The sequence below is a fragment of the Paraburkholderia sp. genome (genome assembly GCF_028283785.1).
GTDB lineage: Bacteria > Pseudomonadota > Gammaproteobacteria > Burkholderiales > Burkholderiaceae > Paraburkholderia.
On sequence record NZ_JAPWKB010000018.1, the window covers coordinates 521687 to 538134 of the forward strand.

The 16448-nt window shown below is 62.5% G+C and carries 15 protein-coding genes; 10 read left to right on the forward strand and 5 right to left on the reverse strand.

Annotated elements, in window-relative coordinates; translation table 11 throughout:
- Positions 1–12: 12 nt before the first annotated feature.
- The gene (locus PW947_RS22110) at positions 13–900 is read right to left on the reverse strand and encodes an EamA family transporter (RefSeq protein ID WP_299634538.1); all 888 of its coding nucleotides are present in this window, start codon (positions 898–900) and stop codon (positions 13–15) included.
- Positions 901–1840: 940 nt separating this feature from the next.
- Between PW947_RS22110 and PW947_RS22115 the strand changes: the two genes are divergently transcribed.
- Both PW947_RS22115 and trxA read left to right on the forward strand, forming a co-directional pair.
- Positions 1841–2716 (forward strand): pirin family protein, encoded by an 876-nt coding sequence (locus tag PW947_RS22115; RefSeq protein WP_299634539.1) that lies wholly within the window; start codon positions 1841–1843, stop codon positions 2714–2716.
- 152 nt (positions 2717–2868) lie between these two features.
- Positions 2869–3717 carry a thioredoxin gene (gene trxA / locus PW947_RS22120; protein WP_299634540.1) on the forward strand — a complete coding sequence of 283 codons (849 nt, stop codon included), beginning with the start codon at positions 2869–2871 and terminating at the stop codon, positions 3715–3717.
- A gap of 109 nt (positions 3718–3826) precedes the next feature.
- Here the strand turns inward: trxA and PW947_RS22125 are convergent, their stop codons facing one another.
- Entirely contained in the window at positions 3827–4687 is an 861-nt protein-coding gene (locus PW947_RS22125) for a tRNA threonylcarbamoyladenosine dehydratase (RefSeq protein ID WP_299634541.1), read from the reverse strand.
- A gap of 235 nt (positions 4688–4922) precedes the next feature.
- Between PW947_RS22125 and pdxH the strand changes: the two genes are divergently transcribed.
- The 3 genes from pdxH (at position 4923) to PW947_RS22140 (ending at position 8193) form a co-directional block, all read left to right on the forward strand.
- Complete coding sequence (gene pdxH, locus PW947_RS22130) at positions 4923–5579, forward strand: pyridoxamine 5'-phosphate oxidase (RefSeq protein WP_299634542.1); 657 nt, start codon at positions 4923–4925, stop codon at positions 5577–5579.
- A 173-nt stretch (positions 5580–5752) separates the two neighbouring features.
- The gene (locus PW947_RS22135; protein ID WP_299634543.1) at positions 5753–6967 is read left to right on the forward strand and encodes a cyclopropane-fatty-acyl-phospholipid synthase family protein; all 1215 of its coding nucleotides are present in this window, start codon (positions 5753–5755) and stop codon (positions 6965–6967) included.
- Positions 6968–7035: 68 nt separating this feature from the next.
- Positions 7036–8193 carry a DUF72 domain-containing protein gene (locus tag PW947_RS22140; protein ID WP_299634544.1) on the forward strand — a complete coding sequence of 386 codons (1158 nt, stop codon included), beginning with the start codon at positions 7036–7038 and terminating at the stop codon, positions 8191–8193.
- Positions 8194–8229: 36 nt separating this feature from the next.
- Here the strand turns inward: PW947_RS22140 and msrA are convergent, their stop codons facing one another.
- On the reverse strand, positions 8230–8778 hold the full coding sequence (gene msrA / locus PW947_RS22145) for a peptide-methionine (S)-S-oxide reductase MsrA (RefSeq protein ID WP_299634545.1): 549 nt from the start codon (positions 8776–8778) through the stop codon (positions 8230–8232).
- Positions 8779–8986: 208 nt separating this feature from the next.
- Between msrA and PW947_RS22150 the strand changes: the two genes are divergently transcribed.
- Positions 8987–9496, forward strand: a complete 510-nt coding sequence (locus PW947_RS22150; RefSeq protein ID WP_299634547.1) for a flavin reductase family protein — start codon at positions 8987–8989, stop codon at positions 9494–9496.
- Positions 9497–9614: 118 nt separating this feature from the next.
- Here the strand turns inward: PW947_RS22150 and PW947_RS22155 are convergent, their stop codons facing one another.
- Positions 9615–10130 carry an Lrp/AsnC family transcriptional regulator gene (locus PW947_RS22155; RefSeq protein ID WP_299634548.1) on the reverse strand — a complete coding sequence of 172 codons (516 nt, stop codon included), beginning with the start codon at positions 10128–10130 and terminating at the stop codon, positions 9615–9617.
- Between the two features lie 128 nt (positions 10131–10258).
- On the opposite strand from PW947_RS22155, the gene kynB reads away from it, so the two are divergent.
- The 3 genes from kynB to kynA all read left to right on the forward strand — a co-directional run bounded on the left by kynB (position 10259) and on the right by kynA (position 13238).
- Positions 10259–10888 carry an arylformamidase gene (gene kynB / locus PW947_RS22160; protein ID WP_299634549.1) on the forward strand — a complete coding sequence of 210 codons (630 nt, stop codon included), beginning with the start codon at positions 10259–10261 and terminating at the stop codon, positions 10886–10888.
- A 78-nt stretch (positions 10889–10966) separates the two neighbouring features.
- The gene (gene kynU / locus PW947_RS22165) at positions 10967–12217 is read left to right on the forward strand and encodes a kynureninase (protein WP_299634550.1); all 1251 of its coding nucleotides are present in this window, start codon (positions 10967–10969) and stop codon (positions 12215–12217) included.
- A gap of 10 nt (positions 12218–12227) precedes the next feature.
- A complete protein-coding gene (gene kynA, locus PW947_RS22170) occupies positions 12228–13238 on the forward strand; it encodes a tryptophan 2,3-dioxygenase (protein ID WP_299634551.1) in 1011 nt (336 codons plus the stop codon).
- A 379-nt stretch (positions 13239–13617) separates the two neighbouring features.
- Here kynA and PW947_RS22175 read toward each other — a convergent pair whose 3' ends face one another.
- On the reverse strand, positions 13618–14568 hold the full coding sequence (locus tag PW947_RS22175) for an IS5 family transposase (protein WP_299630277.1): 951 nt from the start codon (positions 14566–14568) through the stop codon (positions 13618–13620).
- Between the two features lie 331 nt (positions 14569–14899).
- On the opposite strand from PW947_RS22175, the gene PW947_RS22180 reads away from it, so the two are divergent.
- Positions 14900–15928, forward strand: a complete 1029-nt coding sequence (locus tag PW947_RS22180) for an IS110 family transposase (protein ID WP_299634552.1) — start codon at positions 14900–14902, stop codon at positions 15926–15928.
- The last annotated feature ends 520 nt before the right edge of the window (positions 15929–16448 follow it).

Genomic DNA, 16448 nt, shown 5'->3' on the forward strand with positions numbered 1-16448 from the left:
CGCGGAGCAGGCTCACGCGTTCTTCGTGATACCGAGACGTTGCGCGATGCGCCCGCCGAACACGTTGACGGCGAGGCCGCCCATCACGAGGACCGCGCCGACGATTTGCGCGCCGCTGAGATCTTCGTGCAGAAACACCGACGCCGACGCGAGACCGACGATCGGCACCAGCAGCGAGAACGGTGCGACCTGGCTGGCCGGATAGCGTGACAGCAGGCGGCTCCAAAGGCTGTAGCCGAGCATCGTCGCGACGAACGCGAGGTAGATGATCGCGAAGATCGACGTCGCGCCGATGCCGGTCAATGCCGCTTCGATCCGTTGCGGGCCTTCGAGCAGCCACGACAGCGCGAAGAACGGCAGCGGCGGAATCAGGCTTCCCCACACGACCAGTCCGACCAGATCGACCTTGCCCGCTTTCTTCGTGACGATATTACCGAGCGCCCACATGGCTGCCGCGCAGAGCGTGAGGACAAAACCCGCGACGGTCATTGCGTGACCGCCTTGCATGCCGATGACCGCGAGGCCGCCGGCCGCGATGGCGAGACCGAGCAGGTTAGGCGCGCGGAAGCGCTCGTTGAGGAACATGCCCGCGAAGATCAGCGTGAAGAACGCTTGCGCCTGGAGCACGAGCGACGCGAGCCCGGCGGGCATCCCCACCGCCATTGCCGTGAAGAGGAACGCGAACTGGCCGAGGGAAATGGTGATGCCGTAGGCGAGCAGCCAGCGGAGTGGTAATTGCGGGCGTTTGACGAAGAACACCGTCGGGATGGCCGCGAGCGTGAAGCGGAGCGCACCGAGGAGCATGGGCGGTACGCCATGCAGGCCGACCTTGATGACGACGAAGTTGACGCCCCAGGCGAGGACGACGATGAGGGCGAGGATCAGGTCTTTCGGTGACACGGGAGCTCCGGTTGGTGCTTTTTTTGGGGTTTTTTTGTGAGGGGAGTTTATACCTGGAGGTTCGTTTGGGTTGCTTTGGGATGGTTTGGGTTGCGTTGGTTGTCCCGTCTTCACGCTGGTCTGCCTGGATCGTCCCTGTGCGGGACCGCACCTACTTTTCTTTGCTCGCGCAAAGAAAAGTAGGCAAAAGAAAGCGCGTTTACACCACCACTTCGTAGCGAGTGGCGTTTATTCATTATCAGGTAGTGGACCGCGCACGATTTGAGTTGCCGCACCGCTTAAGCTAGTGACAAGGCAGTCATTCGTTCCGGCTGTTCGCTCCGCGACAGCCGATGGGCACAGCCCCGTCTTTTTCTCTCAGCGCTATTCGCGCGCTGCACTTCGTCCGTCACAACACCCACTTTCCTGGCATGCGCTGGTCTGTTCTCGCGCGCAAAATTCCAGGCCAATCAGCCCGTCGAAACCATCGCGGAAACAGGTAAATGCCCGTGGGCCAAACCGGGCTTCAACCCGACGCCGGAACCGTCGAGGCGGCGGGCAAATGACGTGGCGAAAATGGTTTTTTGAAGTGGGCTACCGCCGCGCAGCGGGCGGGATGTGCGGGCGCGGGCCACCGGGAAAAACGGACCGGCAACTCCAAACGTGCGCGGTCCACTACCCGAAAAACACTAGACGCCACTCGCTACGAAGCGTCGGTGTAAACGCGCTTTCTTTTGCCTACTTTTCTTTGCGCGAGCAAAGAAAAGTAGGTGCGGTCCCGCACAGGGACGATCCAGGCAGACCAGCGTGAAACCGGGACAACCAAACCAACGCAACCCAACACCAACACCAAAACCAAAACCAAAACCACCACCGCCAACCGGCGCCACCAAAACCCATCCCCTGCCCCCCGGGCAGTAGAATGCCCTCAACCCCAAGAAAACCTCCACCGAGCCCCACCATGACATCGTCGATCAAAGCCGTCCTCAAACCGCACCTGAAGGACGTCGGCAATCTGACCGTCCGGCGCGTTCTCCCGGCACTCGCCGCCCGCCTCGTCGGTCCGTTCATCTTCTTCGATCACATGGGCCCGGCTACGCTCGAACCGGGCACGGGCCTCGATGTCCGCCCTCACCCGCATATCGGTCTCGCCACGGTCACCTACCTGTTCGAAGGCGCGATCATGCATCGCGATAGCCTCGGCTCGCTGCAAAAAATCGTGCCCGGCGACGTCAACTGGATGACGGCGGGTCGTGGCATCGTCCACTCGGAACGCACGCCCGACGAAGACCGCGCAACCGGCCTCACGATGCACGGTATCCAGACCTGGATCGCGCTCCCGATCGACGCCGAAGAGGTCGAGCCGTCGTTCGAACATCACGCTGCATCGACGCTGCCGCAAATCGATCGCAATGGCGTCACGCTGCGCGTCATCGCCGGCACCGCGTTCGGTGAAACGTCGCCGGTCACGACCTTCTCCGGCACGCTCTACGTGGCCGCCGAATTCTCGCCGGGCAGTGCCTTCGCGCTCGAACCGGAACACGAGGAACGGGGCGTCTATCTGGTCGACGGCGACCTCGAAATCGACGGCGCTCCGCTCGAAGCCGGTCAGATGGCCGTGCTCGCACTCGACGAAACCGTCACGCTCGCCAGCACCCACGGCGCACGCGTGATGATCCTCGGCGGCGAAAAACTCGACGGTGAACGCTTTATCGAATGGAATTTCGTGGCCAGCTCGCGCGAGAGCATCGAACGCGCGAAGCTCGCGTGGACCCAACAGGAAATGGGCCACGTCCCCGGCGAAACCGAATGGATTCCGCTGCCGGTGCGCAAATAGCACGCTGCGGCACCACGCTTCCCAGACTGCGAACCGGCGAGCCGCGACGCGCGTGCATCGACCGCGCGCCGCCCGCTTCGACCATCGAACGATTGAATTCGCGCACCGCGTCCCCATCTACGTGCGCGAACCGTTTTACCGACGAGGATGCAATGGACACCACTCTGGCCACTTTCGAAAATGACGTAATCGCTGCCTCGACGCTCACGCCGGTGCTGGTCGACTTCTGGGCGCCGTGGTGCGGCCCGTGCAAGACGCTCGGCCCGATGCTCGAGAAACTCGAAGCCGAATATGAAGGGAAATGGCGTCTCGTGAAAGTGAACGTGGACGAGAACCAGGAACTCGCCGCGCACTTCCAGGTACGCAGCATTCCGCACGTCGTCGCGTTTGCCGACGGCCGCCCGGTCGATCAGTTCATCGGCGTGCTGCCGGAAGGCCAGTTGCGCACGTTCCTCGATCGCCTCGTGCCGCAAGGCGCCGACGGCGCGCGCGTCGAAGCGCAAGCAGCGCTCGCCGAAGGCCGTCGCGACGATGCGTACGACGCACTGCAAGCCGCGCTCGCCTATGATCCGGGCTTCGACGAAGCACGCCTCGACCTGATCGAACTGCTGCTCGACGACGACCGTATCGACGACGTGCGCAGCGAGGTCGAACTGCTGTCGCCGAAAACCACGCAAGGCATCGACGCGCGCTACAACGCGATCAAAACGCGGCTGGATGCACTCGACGCCGCCGCGGATCTGCCGCCCACCGACGCACTCGAAGCCCGCGTCGCAAGCAACCCGGACGACCTCGAAGCGCGCTTCGATCTGGCCAGCGCGTTTATCGCGCGTCTGAAGTACACGGAAGCGCTCGAACAGTTGCTCGTCATCGTGCAGCGCGACCGCGCTTTCCGTGAAGATATCGGCCGCAAAACGATGCTGTCGGTATTCGATCTCGCCGCGCATCAGCCGGAACTGGTCGCGCAATGGCGTCGCAAGCTGAGCGCGTCGCTGTTCTGAGGTCGGTCCTGCGAAGCCGCAGATGGCGCGTTCCACACGCCGCCGTCCGCGTCACTTCGCGGTAATCCGATTTTCTGCAACCGGCAAAGCCGCCTTCGAGGCGGCTTTTTTACGCCGCCGCTTTCGCGAGCGTCCGCAACACGTAGGCGGCCGCCGCGAATCCGAAGCTCGCGGTCACGCACACGCTCGACCCGAACCCTGCGCAATTCAGACCGACGGGGCCCGTGTGACCCGGCGAGGTCGTCACGTGTTCAGCGGCTTCGTCGATATCGCAGACAGCGGCGGCCGGGTAGATCAGCGGCTCGTCCGAATACACCGCACTGACCTTGAACTTCGCCTTCGGTCCGCGCGGAAACCCATGCAGCTTGCGCAACTGGCCGCGCACTTTCGACAGCAACGGGTCCTGGATCGTCAGCGCGAGATCGTCGATGCGGATGCGTGTCGGGTCGAGCTGGCCGCCCGCGCCGCCGACGGTGATCAACGGCTGCTTGTGCTCGACGCACCACGCGATCAGCGCCGTCTTGGTCCGCACGCTGTCGATCGCATCGATCACGTAGTCGAAGCCGCCGCCCAGCACGGTGTCGAAGTTGTCCGGCTCGATGAAGTCTTCGATCAGACGCACATCGCATAACGGATTGATCAGCTTGATCCGCTCGGCCATCGCATCGACTTTCGGCTTGCCGTAGTTGCCTTCGAGCGCGTGAATCTGGCGGTTGGTGTTGCTCTCGGCGACGTTGTCGAGATCGATCAGCGTCAGCGAGCCGACCGCGCTGCGCGCGAGCGCCTCGGCCACCCACGACCCGACGCCGCCGATTCCGATCACCGCGACGCGCGCGCGCTCGAACGCGGCAAGCGCGGGCGCGCCGTACAGACGGGCTACGCCGCCGAAGCGACGTTCGTGATCGGCGTATTCATTCGGCGCGAGGCTGGTAGTAAGATCGGATGGCGCGGTCGCGCTGGCAGTCGACATGATATGGGGCTCGTCAAAGCGGTCGTATTCGTAGTCCGATATTCTGCCTGAACGCGTGAAGTCTTATCTTCGCCGGACTCTCCGCGCAGCGCGATCAGGCATAAAACATTACGTCTCGTTTACAACCGGAAACAGCCGGAACGCCCGCCAGGACGGCGTCTGCGGCTGTCAGCCCGCACGCAGGAAATTTATGCCTTCGCTATACTGACCCCACTGAAGTATTCGCATAACAATCATGACCTCGCTCGCTGAACTTCGTAAAAACTATTCACTGGGTTCGCTGGATATCAGCGAGGTGGATCGCAGCCCGATCCGTCAGTTCGACGCGTGGTTCGCGCAGGCGCTCGGCGCGCAACTGCCCGAACCGAACGCCATGACACTCGCCACTGTCGACGCACGCGGCCGTCCCGCAGCGCGCATCGTGTTGATCAAGGGCGTCGATGAGCGCGGCTTCGTGTTCTTCACGAACTACGACAGCCGCAAGGGCCATGATCTCGCGGACAATCCGCACGCGAGCCTGCTGTTCTACTGGATCGAACTGGAGCGCCAGGTGCGCATCGAGGGCCGCGTCGTGAAAACGTCCGAAGCGGAAAGCGATCAATATTTTCATTCGCGGCCGCTGGGCTCGCGAATCGGCGCATGGGCGTCGAATCAAAGTCAGGTCATTGAAAGCCGTGCGCTGCTCGAAGCGCGCGAACGCGAGGTCAGCGCGCAATACGGCGAACACCCGCCGCGCCCGCCGCATTGGGGCGGTTATCGCGTCATACCCGACACCATCGAATTCTGGCAAGGCCGTCCTTCCCGCCTGCACGACCGGATCGTCTACTCGCGCGCCGACAGCGCTGCGGACGGCACGGCCGGCGACTGGCAGATCGCGCGGCTTTCGCCTTAACACGACAAACAGCGCCGGGCCCGTGCTGCCCGTGCTTCGTGCCCGCTTCAACGGTACGTCGCAAGCAGCCGTCGTCCGGCCGGATCGCGCGGTTAACCGGGCGTGGCGCATCACGTCCGCAGCACGCGGCGACACAAGCTTTGCTTTCGTTTCAACGGACACGGAGAGATCACATGTTCTGGGAGAAGAAGCTGGCGCAGTGGGTGGAAGATGTCAAAACAAAGGCGAACTTGCCGGCGCGCCTGGTGTTATGGGACGGTCAGCAACACGACTTCGGCACGTTCGCCGCGCCGCGGGTCACACTGACGGTCAATAGCGCGTCGGCTTTGCCGCTCCTGCTCGAACCGAGCCTCGATAATCTCGGCGAGGCTTACGTGAAGGGCAAGATCGACATCGAAGGCAAGCTGTCGGACATCATCAATATCAGCTATTCGCTGGCCCGCAACACGGTCACGAGCGCAGGCAAACTCGCTCGCGTGCGACGCTACTTCAGTCACTCGAAGGCGTCGGACAAGAAAGCCATCCAGTACCACTACGACGTCTCGAACGAGTTCTACAAGCTGTGGCTCGACGAGAACATGGTCTATTCGTGCGCGTACTTCGAGAACGGCGACGAAGATCTCGCCACCGCCCAGATCAAGAAGATCGATCACATCCTCACCAAAATCCAGGTCGAACCGGGTCAGCGTCTGCTCGATATCGGCTGCGGCTGGGGCGCGCTGGTGTTGCGCGCCGCGCAGAAATTCGGCGCGCAATGCGTAGGCGTGACGCTGTCGCAGAACCAGTTCGATCTCGCCACCGCACGAGTCAAGGCGGCCGGTCTCGAAGACAAGATCGAAATCCGGCTGCAGGATTACCGCGACGTGCAAGGCCAGTTCGACCGCATCACCAGCGTCGGGATGTTCGAGCATGTCGGTCGTAAAAACCTCGCCGGTTACTTCCAGAAAGTTCGCGAACTGCTGACCGACGACGGCGTCGCGATGAACCACGGCATCACGTCGAGCGACGCCGACAGCGGCGAAACCGCGCTCGGCGGCGGCGAATTTATCGACCGCTACGTGTTCCCCGACGGCGAACTGCCGCACATCGGTCTCGCGCTCGAAGCGTTGCAGCGCGGCGGGCTCGAAGCGGTTGACGTCGAAAGTCTGCGCCGTCACTATGCGCACACGCTGGATCTCTGGGCGGAAAATTTCGAAGCGCACGCGGACGAAGCCCGCAAGCTGGTGGACGACGAGAAATTCCGGATCTGGCGCGTGTATCTGGCCGGTTGCGCGTATGCGTTCGAAAACGACGACGTGTCGATCTATCAGGTGGTTTGCCGGAAAGCGGGACGCAGCGCGACGACCTTGCCGTGGTCGCGCCGCTATATCTACGACAAGCCGCTGTAAAACGGGGTGCGCCGCCGCGGCTGCGCTCCAGCGCGGCGGCGCAACCTTGACAGCAGTGACGACGATCGATGGATGAAGGTGAACAGAAAGCTGTGACGGACGCGGACGCGCCGCAATTCGATCTGTTCGGCGTGCCGGTGGAAGCGCCCGCGCCCGCATTGGCGGAAAAGCCGGCTGCGCATCCCGAGCCGGCCGCCGACGCGCCGAAAAAGCGCCGTTCGCGCGAGGTCCTGCCCGCCGCACCCGCAGCCGACGTGCTCGCGATCGCCGCGACGCTGCCGCCGAACGTGCATCTCGGTACGTCGTCGTGGTCGTTTCCGGGCTGGAACGGCATCGTCTACGGCGACGACTACAGCAATTCCAAACTGTCCCGCGACGGCCTCGCGGCGTACGGCGCGCATCCGTTGCTGCGAACCGTGAGCATCGACCGGTCGTTCTACTCGCCGCTCAGCATCACCGACTATCTGCGCTACGCGCAGCAGGTCCCCGATCACTTCCGCTTCATCGTCAAGGCACCCGCATCCGTCACCGACGCCACCGTGCGCGCCGAACGCGGCGAACCGGTCTCGTTGAATCCGTGTTTTCTGAATGCGCAGATCGCCACCGACGATTTCGTCCGGCCGTGTCTGGAAGGCCTGGGCGCGAAGGCCGGTGCGTTGGTGTTCCAGTTTTCGCCGCTGCCGGACCAGATGCTCGCGCAACCGGCGGAACTGATCGAGCGGCTGGCTGCGTTCTTTAGCGAATTGCCCGCGCTGCCCGAACAGTCCGACACCTGCTACGCGATCGAGATTCGCGACGCGAGCTTGCTGACGCCGCGCTTCATCCGGATGCTGAAGACGGTGGGCGTGCGCTATTGCGTGGGGATTCATGCGCGGATGCCCGACCCGCTGCGTCAGGCGGCAGCGTTGGCGCTACTGGACGGCGAACCCGCCGGGCCGCTGATCGTGCGCTGGAGTTTGCACGGCGGCTTCAAATACGAACAGGCGAAGGCGAAATACGAGCCGTTCGACGCGCTCGTGGACGAAGACCCGGCCACGCGTCAGGCGCTCGCCGAACTTGCCGCGCGCTATGCGATAGCCGGTCAACCGGTGGTGATCGCGGCTAACAACAAGGCTGAAGGCTCGGCGCCGCTGACCTGCGTGAAGCTGGCGCAGGCCATCGCCGAGGCCTGCCAGCGGCTGAGGCCGGTCGTGGCGGCGGCGTCTGCAGTGCCCGGCGACGCATAACCTGCCCTCGCCCGACCCGGCAAAGCCGTATTGCCCTTATCCCGCCTTCACCCGATGCGCGAACTTCTGGCGGAATTTCGCGACCTTCGGCGCCACCACGAACGCGCAATAGCCCTGTTCCGGATGTTGCGCGAAGTAGTTCTGGTGATACGCCTCGGCGGGCCAGTAATTGCCGTCGAGCGGCAACACCTGCGTGACGATCCGACCGTCGTACACGGCTTGCGTGGTGATCTCGCGAATCGCCTGCAACGCGATCTCGCGCTGCAAGTCAGAGTGCGTAAAAATCACCGACCGGTACTGCGTGCCGACGTCGTTGCCTTGCCGGTTCAACTGCGTCGGATCGTGGATTGCGAAGAAAATATCGAGCACTTCGCGATACGTGATCGTTGCCGGATCGAAGCTCACGTTGACGACTTCCGCGTGCCCGGTGTCGCCGTCGCATATCTGTTCGTAGGTCGGCTCGCGCACCTGGCCGCCGGCATAGCCCGATTCCACCGCCGTCACACCGTCGACGCCGAGATAAACCGCTTCGAGACACCAGAAACAGCCACCGCCGAGGGTGGCGACTTCACCTGTCTGACTCATGCTGCACGCTCCTTAGTGATCACCGCGTCGTCGAGCGCGACGGCGGCGGCTTCTGCCCGTATTGCTTGCGCTTTTACGTCGTCACACGGCCGCTACGGTCATGGGCCCGCGATTGAAGTTAAAATTGGGACAAATCGCCGACTTTCTACATGACCTTCGAATTTCTTCTTACATGCCCGGCTCATTGCCCGGCGTCGCGGACTTGCCGATGAAACCTGCCAGCCCGCCCGATTTCGATCCTGCCGCGTTCAAACGCGCCCTCGGTCAGTTCGCCACCGGCGTCACGGTGATCACCACGCGCGCGCCGTCCGGCCAGCTGATCGGCATTACCGCCAGTTCGTTCAATTCGGTGTCGCTGACGCCGCCATTGGTGCTGTGGAGCCTCGCGACGCGTTCAGCGTCGATGCCGGTGTTCCAGACCAACAGTCATTATGTGATCAACGTGCTCGGCGCGTCGCAGCTCGACCTGTGCAAACGCTTTTCGACGGTCAAGGGCGACCGCTTCGCAGGCGTCTCCCATGCGGAAGGCGCAAGCGGGATGCCTGTTCTCGACGGTGCGATTGCGTGGTTCGAATGCCATAACCGCAGCCGCTACGAAGAAGGCGACCACGTGATTTTCGTCGGTGAGGTGGAGCGTTGCGGCGTCGGCGATCCGAACGGCAACAATGACCCGCTGGTGTTCCAGAACGGCCAGTTTCACGGGCTGACGTCGCTGTAAGCGACCTGCGATGCGCGGCCTGCGCGCATCGTGGGCTGTCACCGCGTTCCAAACGCAAAAACCGACGGATAGCCGCCCGGCCGTCCGTCGCGATTCATTCCGCCTTTTCTGCCAGAACCTAGCTGCCGGCCGCCGCGTTGACGTTGGTCCCGGCGCCCGGCACCAGCATGACCGGCACGCCCGAATCTTCCTTCAGCGTCTGCAACACGATGTTCGAACGGATATCCATCACGCCCGGCGCCTTGTAGAGGCGCTGCAGCACGAAGTCCGAATAGTGTTTGAGGTTGTGCGCGAGCACCCGCAGCAGATAGTGGGTTTCCCCCGTCACGACGAACGCGCCGACCACTTCCGGCCAGTCGCGCACCGCTTCGGCGAAGCGTTCGTGCCAGTTCTGCTGGTCGTTGCGCATCGATACCTGCACGAAGGCTTCCAGCTCGAAACCCAGCACCTGCCGGTCCAGACAGGCCCGGTAGCGTTCGATGACGCCCTGCTCTTCCAGTAGCCGCAACCGCCGCAGACACGCGGACGGCGACAGCGAAATACGTTCAGCCAGATCCAGGTTGCTGATTCGTCCTTCCTGCTGAAGCACCGTGAGAATGCGGCAATCGGTGGCGTCGAGCGAGATCGCGTTCATATTCGGTCTCCCTTTCCCATTTGTCTCAAATTATGTTCCAAGAGAGCCGAAAAAACGAGATTTATTCGCAAGCACATTCGAATCGGGCTTGCCTATCATTCAGGACACGCACCCCACACGACGACGCCATGCAAACACTTTGGGACATCACGCCCGCCATCGATACCGCGACGCCCGTCTGGCCGGGCGACACGCCGGTCGGCATCGAGCGCGTCTGGCGCATGGAGGCCGGTTCGCCCGTGAATATCGCGCGGTTGACGATCTCGCCGCACACCGGCGCGCACACCGATGCGCCGCTGCACTACGACGCCGACGGCGCGCCGATCGGCGCGGTGCCGCTCGACGCCTATCTCGGCCGCTGTCGCGTGATCCACTGTATCGGCGCGACGCCGCTGGTGACGCCGGCGCATATCGCGCATGCACTCGACGATCTGCCGCCGCGCATTTTATTGCGCACGTATCGGGAAGCGCCGCTCATCGAATGGGACAGCGCGTTTTGCGCGGTCGCGCCGGAAACCATCGATCTGCTCGCATCGCGGGGCGTGAAACTGATCGGCATCGACACGCCGTCGCTCGATCCGCAGGAATCGAAAACGATGGATTCGCACCAGCGGATTCGCGCGCACCGGATGGCGATCCTCGAAGGGATCGTGCTGGACGCCGTCGCGCCCGGCGACTACGAACTGATTGCACTACCGTTGAAGTTCGCGACACTCGACGCCAGCCCGGTTCGCGCCGTGCTGCGCGCGCTGGACTGAAGCGCGTCGCGCGCGTCACATCGGACGCTGCAACCCGATACTTACATCACGTCACACCGTTATCTCTACTGGACCATCATGAATACCCGTGAAGAAGCTGTCGCGCTGGACAGCGCGGACCCGCTCCGCACGTTGCGCGACCAGTTCGCGCTCCCCGCGCAGACCATCTATCTGGACGGCAACTCGCTCGGCGTCGCGCCGCGCGCGGCCGCGCAACGCGCGCAGACCGTGATTGCCGCCGAATGGGGCGAGAGCCTGATCCGTAGCTGGAACAGCGCGGGATGGTTCGCGCTGCCGCGTCGCCTCGGCAACAAGCTCGCGCCGTTGATCGGCGCTGGCGAAAACGAAGTGGTGATCACCGATACGATTTCGGTGAACCTGTTCAAGCTGCTGTCGGCGGCGGTGAATCTGCAAAACGAACGCGATCCGAAGCGTCGCGTGATCGTGTCGGAGCGGTCGAATTTCCCGAGCGATCTGTATATCGCGCAAGGCTTGATGGCCCAGCTCGATCGCGGTTATGAGCTGCGTCTGGTCGACGATCCGTCCGAGCTGCCCACCGCCATCGACGAAGACGTGGCCGTCGCGATGATCACGCAGGTCAACTATCGCACCGGCTATATGCACGACATGGCCGCGTTGACGAAGCACATCCACGACAAGGGCGCGCTGGCGTTGTGGGATCTCGCGCATTCGGCGGGCGCGGTGCCGGTCGACCTGAACGGCAGCGGCGCCGACTTCGCGGTCGGCTGCACGTACAAGTACCTGAACGGCGGACCGGGATCGCCCGCATTCGCGTGGGTGCCGAAGCGTCACCAGAACGAGATCGTGCAGCCGTTGTCCGGCTGGTGGGGACATCGCGCGCCGTTCGAAATGGACCCGACCTATGCGCCGGACACGGGCATCGGCCGGTTTCTGTGCGGCACGCAGGGCATCGTGTCGATGTCGCTGGTCGAATGCGGGCTCGACGTATTCCTGCAAACCGACATGCAGGCGATCCGCCGGAAGTCGCAGGCGTTGTGCGATCTGTTTATCGAGCTGGTCGAATCGCGTTGCGACGCGTTTCCGCTGACGCTCGTCACGCCGCGCGATCAGGCGCAGCGCGGCTCGCACGTGAGCTTCGAGCATCCGGAAGGTTATGCGGTGATGCAGGCGTTGATCGCGCGCGGCGTGATCGGCGATTATCGCGAGCCGCACGTGTTGCGATTCGGCTTTACGCCGCTGTACACGCGCTTCGTCGATGTATGGGATGCCGTGGAAACGCTGCGCGATGTGCTCGCCACCGAAAGCTGGCGCGCGCCCGAATTCATGACGCGCGGCGCAGTGACCTGAGGAGCCGACGATGACCGATCATATGAAAGTTCCGAATGTGTCCGACGTGTCCGGTGCCGACGTCAGTGCCGACGTGAGTGCGGGGGTTACGGCGAAGCAGGCGCAGGGTTGTCCGTTTGGTTATGGCGGGACGTCGTCGGCGGCTTCGGCCGATGCCGATTCAGCGGCGGTCGCCGTCGCCGCAGACGGCAAAGCCGGTGACGAAGGCTGGCACGATGCGCAGCTCGATTTTTCGGACTCGATGAGTTACGGGGATTATCTGTCGCTGGGGCCGATTTTGTCGGCGCAGCATCCGTTGTCGCCGGATCACAACGAGATGCTGTTTATCATCCAGCATCAGACCAGCGAGTTGTGGATGAAGCTCGCGCTGTACGAATTGCGCGGTGCGTTGGCCGCGGTGCGCAGAGATGCGTTGCCGCCCGCGTTCAAGATGCTGGCGCGCGTGTCGCGGGTGCTGGAGCAACTCGTGCAGGCGTGGAGCGTGTTGTCGACGATGACACCGTCCGAGTACACGGCGATGCGTCCGTATCTGGGCAGTTCGTCGGGATTTCAGTCGTATCAGTATCGGCAACTGGAATTTTTGCTTGGCAACAAGAACGCGCAGATGTTGAAGCCGCATGCGCATTTGCCGGGCGTGCTGACTGAAGTTCAGGCGACGCTGGAAGCGCCTTCTTTTTACGACGAGGTGATCCGTTTGCTGTCACGTCGCGGGTTTGCGATTTCGCCGGAACGGCTGGAGCGCGACTGGACGCAGCCGACCGTGCACGATGCATCGGTGGAGGCCGCGTGGCTGGAGGTGTACCGGAATCCGTCGGCGCATTGGGAGTTGTATGAGATGGCCGAGGAACTTGTCGATCTCGAAGATGCGTTCAGGCAGTGGCGGTTTAGGCATGTGACCACGGTTGAGCGGATTATCGGGTTCAAGCAGGGGACCGGTGGGACTGTGGGGGCGCACTACTTGCGGAAGATGCTGGATGTGGTTTTGTTTCCGGAGCTTTGGCAGGTGAGGACGATGTTGTAGAGGGTTTTGGGGTTGGTTGGGGTTGGTCTGGTTGTTGTGGTTGTCCCGGTTTCACGTCGGGATGCCTGGTTTGGGTTTGGTGGTCCTGGTTTCGCGTCGGTATGCCTGGGTCGGCTCGGTTGTCCCGGTTTCGCGCCGGTATGCCTGGGTCGGCTCGGTTGTCCCGGTTTCGCGTCGGTATGCCTGGGTCGTCCCTGTGCGGGACCGCACCTACTTTTCTTTGCTCGCACAAAGAAAAGTAGGGGAAGGTCTGAATAACCCATTTTCTGCTTCGGATTTCTAACCGGTGCGCTCAGCGTGAAGATCGCGTCATCCTTCACGCCGGCCGAAGCGCTACCGAGCGTGCGTCTTACTGGCACGCGCGCCGGGTTTCCTTGCTTTATTGTGCTGTCAGCTTCCTGCGCGCCATCCAGAGATTGACCAGCGCGAACTGCGTTTCGATTTGCGCCGTGTTTTTCGCCAGTCCCCGATACCGCGCCTTCACATATCCAAACTGACATTTCAGTACCCGGAACGGGTGCTCCACCTTCGCTCTCACGCCCGCCTTGAGCCGCTCGATCTCGTCGTAAATCCTGTCGAGCCGCTGGCTTCTGTCCAGCTTTCGCCGCTTGCTCAGCCTCATCGCGACGTGCCACTCAACCGCACCTGTTTCGCCCCGCTTGCCGATGCCCACATAACCCGCATCGGCGAAGGCAACCGTCTCCTTGCCGTGCAGCAGCGCGTGCGCCACCGTGACGTCGTGGACGTTCGCCGGCGTGCATTTGACCGTATGCACCAGACCCGATTCGGCATCGACTCCGATATGCGCCTTCATCCCGAAGTGCCAGCTGCCGCCCTTTTGCGTCTGCTTCATCTCGGGGTCTCGCGTGCCGGGCTTCTTCGTTGAATTGGGCGCGGCAATCAACGTCGCGTCGACGGCCGAGCCCACCTTGAGCATCAGGCCTTTCGCCTCCAGCAGTTCGTTGACCGTCGCCAGCATCCTGGCCGACAGTTGATGTTCCTCAAGCAGGTGCCGGAACCGCAGGATCGTGCTCTCGTCGGGCAGGCGCGTCATGCCAGCGTCCAGCAACGCGAACTCCCGATACAGCGGAATGTCATGCAACGCCTCCTCCATGGCCGGGTCCGAGAGACTGAACCACTGTTGCATGAAGTGAATGCGCAGCATCGTCGCAAGCGCAAACGGCGGACGGCCAGTGCGGCCTTTAGGGTAGTGCGGCTCAATGAGCGCAATCAGCTTCTGCCATGGCACCACGCGTGTCATCTCGTCGAGAAATTCGCGCTTGCGGGTGCGCTTCGTCGAAAGATCCAGACCCAGACCAAGTTGCGTCATCACGTCACTCCCTGAATTCCCCTGAGCCCAGGATAGTCCATGCTCGCGTCAATGTCAGGACTTTTGCAGACCTTCCTAGGCAAAAGAAAGCGCGTTTACACCACCACTTCGTAGCGAGTGGCGTTTATTCATTATCGGGTAGTGGACCGCGCACGATTTGAGTTGCCGCACCGCTTAAGCTATTGACAAATGGTATGGACGCCTCCCCCTCGCGAGGGCTGCTGATCGAATGGTCGGGGCGCGACCAGAAAGGTGGGTTCTCGCAACCGACGGCCTCAGATGTGCCAGAGTGGAAGTTGGGCAACGTACCACTTGAGGAAGGAGAACCCAAATGAAGCTTACTCCGGTTGGTGTCGATATTGCGAAGCAGGTGTTCCAGGTCCACTGGGTTGATCCGCAAACAGGCGAGGTCGTCAGCCGGCAGATCCGACGCGCCACGTTTCTGTCGCACTTTGCAAATCGCGCGCCGTGCCTGATCGGCATGGAAGCGTGTGGCGGTTCCCAGCACTGGGCGCGTCATCTGGAGCAGATGGGTCATCAGGTGAAGTTGATGCCGGGCCAGGCGGTCAAGGCGTTTGTGAGCGGTAACAAGAGCGACGTGGCTGATGCACGGGCAATCTGGACCGCGGTACAGCAGTCGGGCGTGAGGTCCGTGACGGTCAAGACTGAATCGCAGCAGGCCGTGCTGGCATTGCACCGGATGCGCCAGCAACTGATCAGGTTCCGCACGATGCAGATCAATGGATTGCGTGGGCTGCTGACGGAATACGGTGAAGTGATGGCGGTAGGCCGCGCCGCGCTGAACCGGGCGATGGCTGATGTGCTGGCGCGCCTGGAGGCGCGTTTGCCCACGATGCTGGTGGACACGCTGCGTGAGCAGTGGCAGCGGCTTGACGTTCTCGATGAGCAGATTGCGCGAATCGAACGCCTAAGTCACTTCTCGGACTGGATGAAGGAAGAGCGTGCCTGCTTACAGCTCGCCGACATTCCCGGCGTCGGGCTGCTGACAGCGACCGCTGCTGTGGCGACGATGGGCGACCCCAAAGCGTTTCATTCAGGACGTGAGTTTGCGGCCTGGCTGGGTCTGGTGCCCAGACAGACCGGCACCGGCGGCCGGATCAGACTGCATGGGATCAGCAAACGCGGTGATGTGTATCTGCGCACACTGCTGATCCACGGTGCACGATCGGTGCTCGCGCGCGCGAAAGAGCCAGGCCCGTGGATCGAGCAGTTGGGCCGGCGCCGCCCGCATAACGTGGTAATCGTTGCGTTGGCCAACAAGATGGCCCGAACGATTTGGGCGCTGCTGGCGCACGGGCGTACGTACGAGAAAGGCTATGTGAGTACGCGAGCGGCGTAAGCGCTGCAATGACTGAATAAACCGGTTTTGCAGGAGATGGGATGTCAAAGGTTGCGCAAGGTAATTGAGTGTGATGGCACACAGGTCAGACCGGGACTCACCAAACCTGAACTGCCTTGCGGGCTAACAGCCCGTGTGTCAAGTGAGGCGTGAGCCAGCGGATTCCATCGAGGCCAGCGGGTTCGACCTGCAACAAGGCCGGATATAAAGCCGCAGCCTTCCTGTCTACCAACACACACGAAATCCCTTGGCAAACGGGAGGCGTCCATATAAAGGCAGTCATTCGTTCCGGCTGTTCGCTTCGCGACAGCCGATGGGCACAGCCCCGTCTTTATCTCTCGGCGCCATTCGCGCGCTGCGCTCCGTCTGTCACAACACCCACTTTCCTGGCATGCGCCGGTCTGGCCGCGCGCGCAAAATTCCTGGCTACGCGGAACGTCGAAACCATCGTGAAGACGGGCGAATCGTTTGGCGCAAACCGGGCTTTAGTCCGGACGCTGGAGTTGTCGTGAATGCTGGC

Coding starts and splice junctions, on each gene's coding strand:
- kynB (WP_299634549.1), top strand. CDS start 10,259: ATGCAAACACTTTGGGACATCACGCCCGCCATCGATACCGCGACGCCC.
- msrA (WP_299634545.1), bottom strand. CDS start 8,778: ATGAGTCAGACAGGTGAAGTCGCCACCCTCGGCGGTGGCTGTTTCTGG.
- PW947_RS22175 (WP_299630277.1), bottom strand. CDS start 14,568: ATGACGCAACTTGGTCTGGGTCTGGATCTTTCGACGAAGCGCACCCGC.
- PW947_RS22180 (WP_299634552.1), top strand. CDS start 14,900: ATGAAGCTTACTCCGGTTGGTGTCGATATTGCGAAGCAGGTGTTCCAG.
- kynU (WP_299634550.1), top strand. CDS start 10,967: ATGAATACCCGTGAAGAAGCTGTCGCGCTGGACAGCGCGGACCCGCTC.
- PW947_RS22155 (WP_299634548.1), bottom strand. CDS start 10,130: ATGAACGCGATCTCGCTCGACGCCACCGATTGCCGCATTCTCACGGTG.
- kynA (WP_299634551.1), top strand. CDS start 12,228: ATGACCGATCATATGAAAGTTCCGAATGTGTCCGACGTGTCCGGTGCC.
- PW947_RS22140 (WP_299634544.1), top strand. CDS start 7,036: ATGGATGAAGGTGAACAGAAAGCTGTGACGGACGCGGACGCGCCGCAA.
- trxA (WP_299634540.1), top strand. CDS start 2,869: ATGGACACCACTCTGGCCACTTTCGAAAATGACGTAATCGCTGCCTCG.
- PW947_RS22125 (WP_299634541.1), bottom strand. CDS start 4,687: ATGTCGACTGCCAGCGCGACCGCGCCATCCGATCTTACTACCAGCCTC.
- PW947_RS22150 (WP_299634547.1), top strand. CDS start 8,987: ATGAAACCTGCCAGCCCGCCCGATTTCGATCCTGCCGCGTTCAAACGC.
- pdxH (WP_299634542.1), top strand. CDS start 4,923: ATGACCTCGCTCGCTGAACTTCGTAAAAACTATTCACTGGGTTCGCTG.
- PW947_RS22135 (WP_299634543.1), top strand. CDS start 5,753: ATGTTCTGGGAGAAGAAGCTGGCGCAGTGGGTGGAAGATGTCAAAACA.
- PW947_RS22115 (WP_299634539.1), top strand. CDS start 1,841: ATGACATCGTCGATCAAAGCCGTCCTCAAACCGCACCTGAAGGACGTC.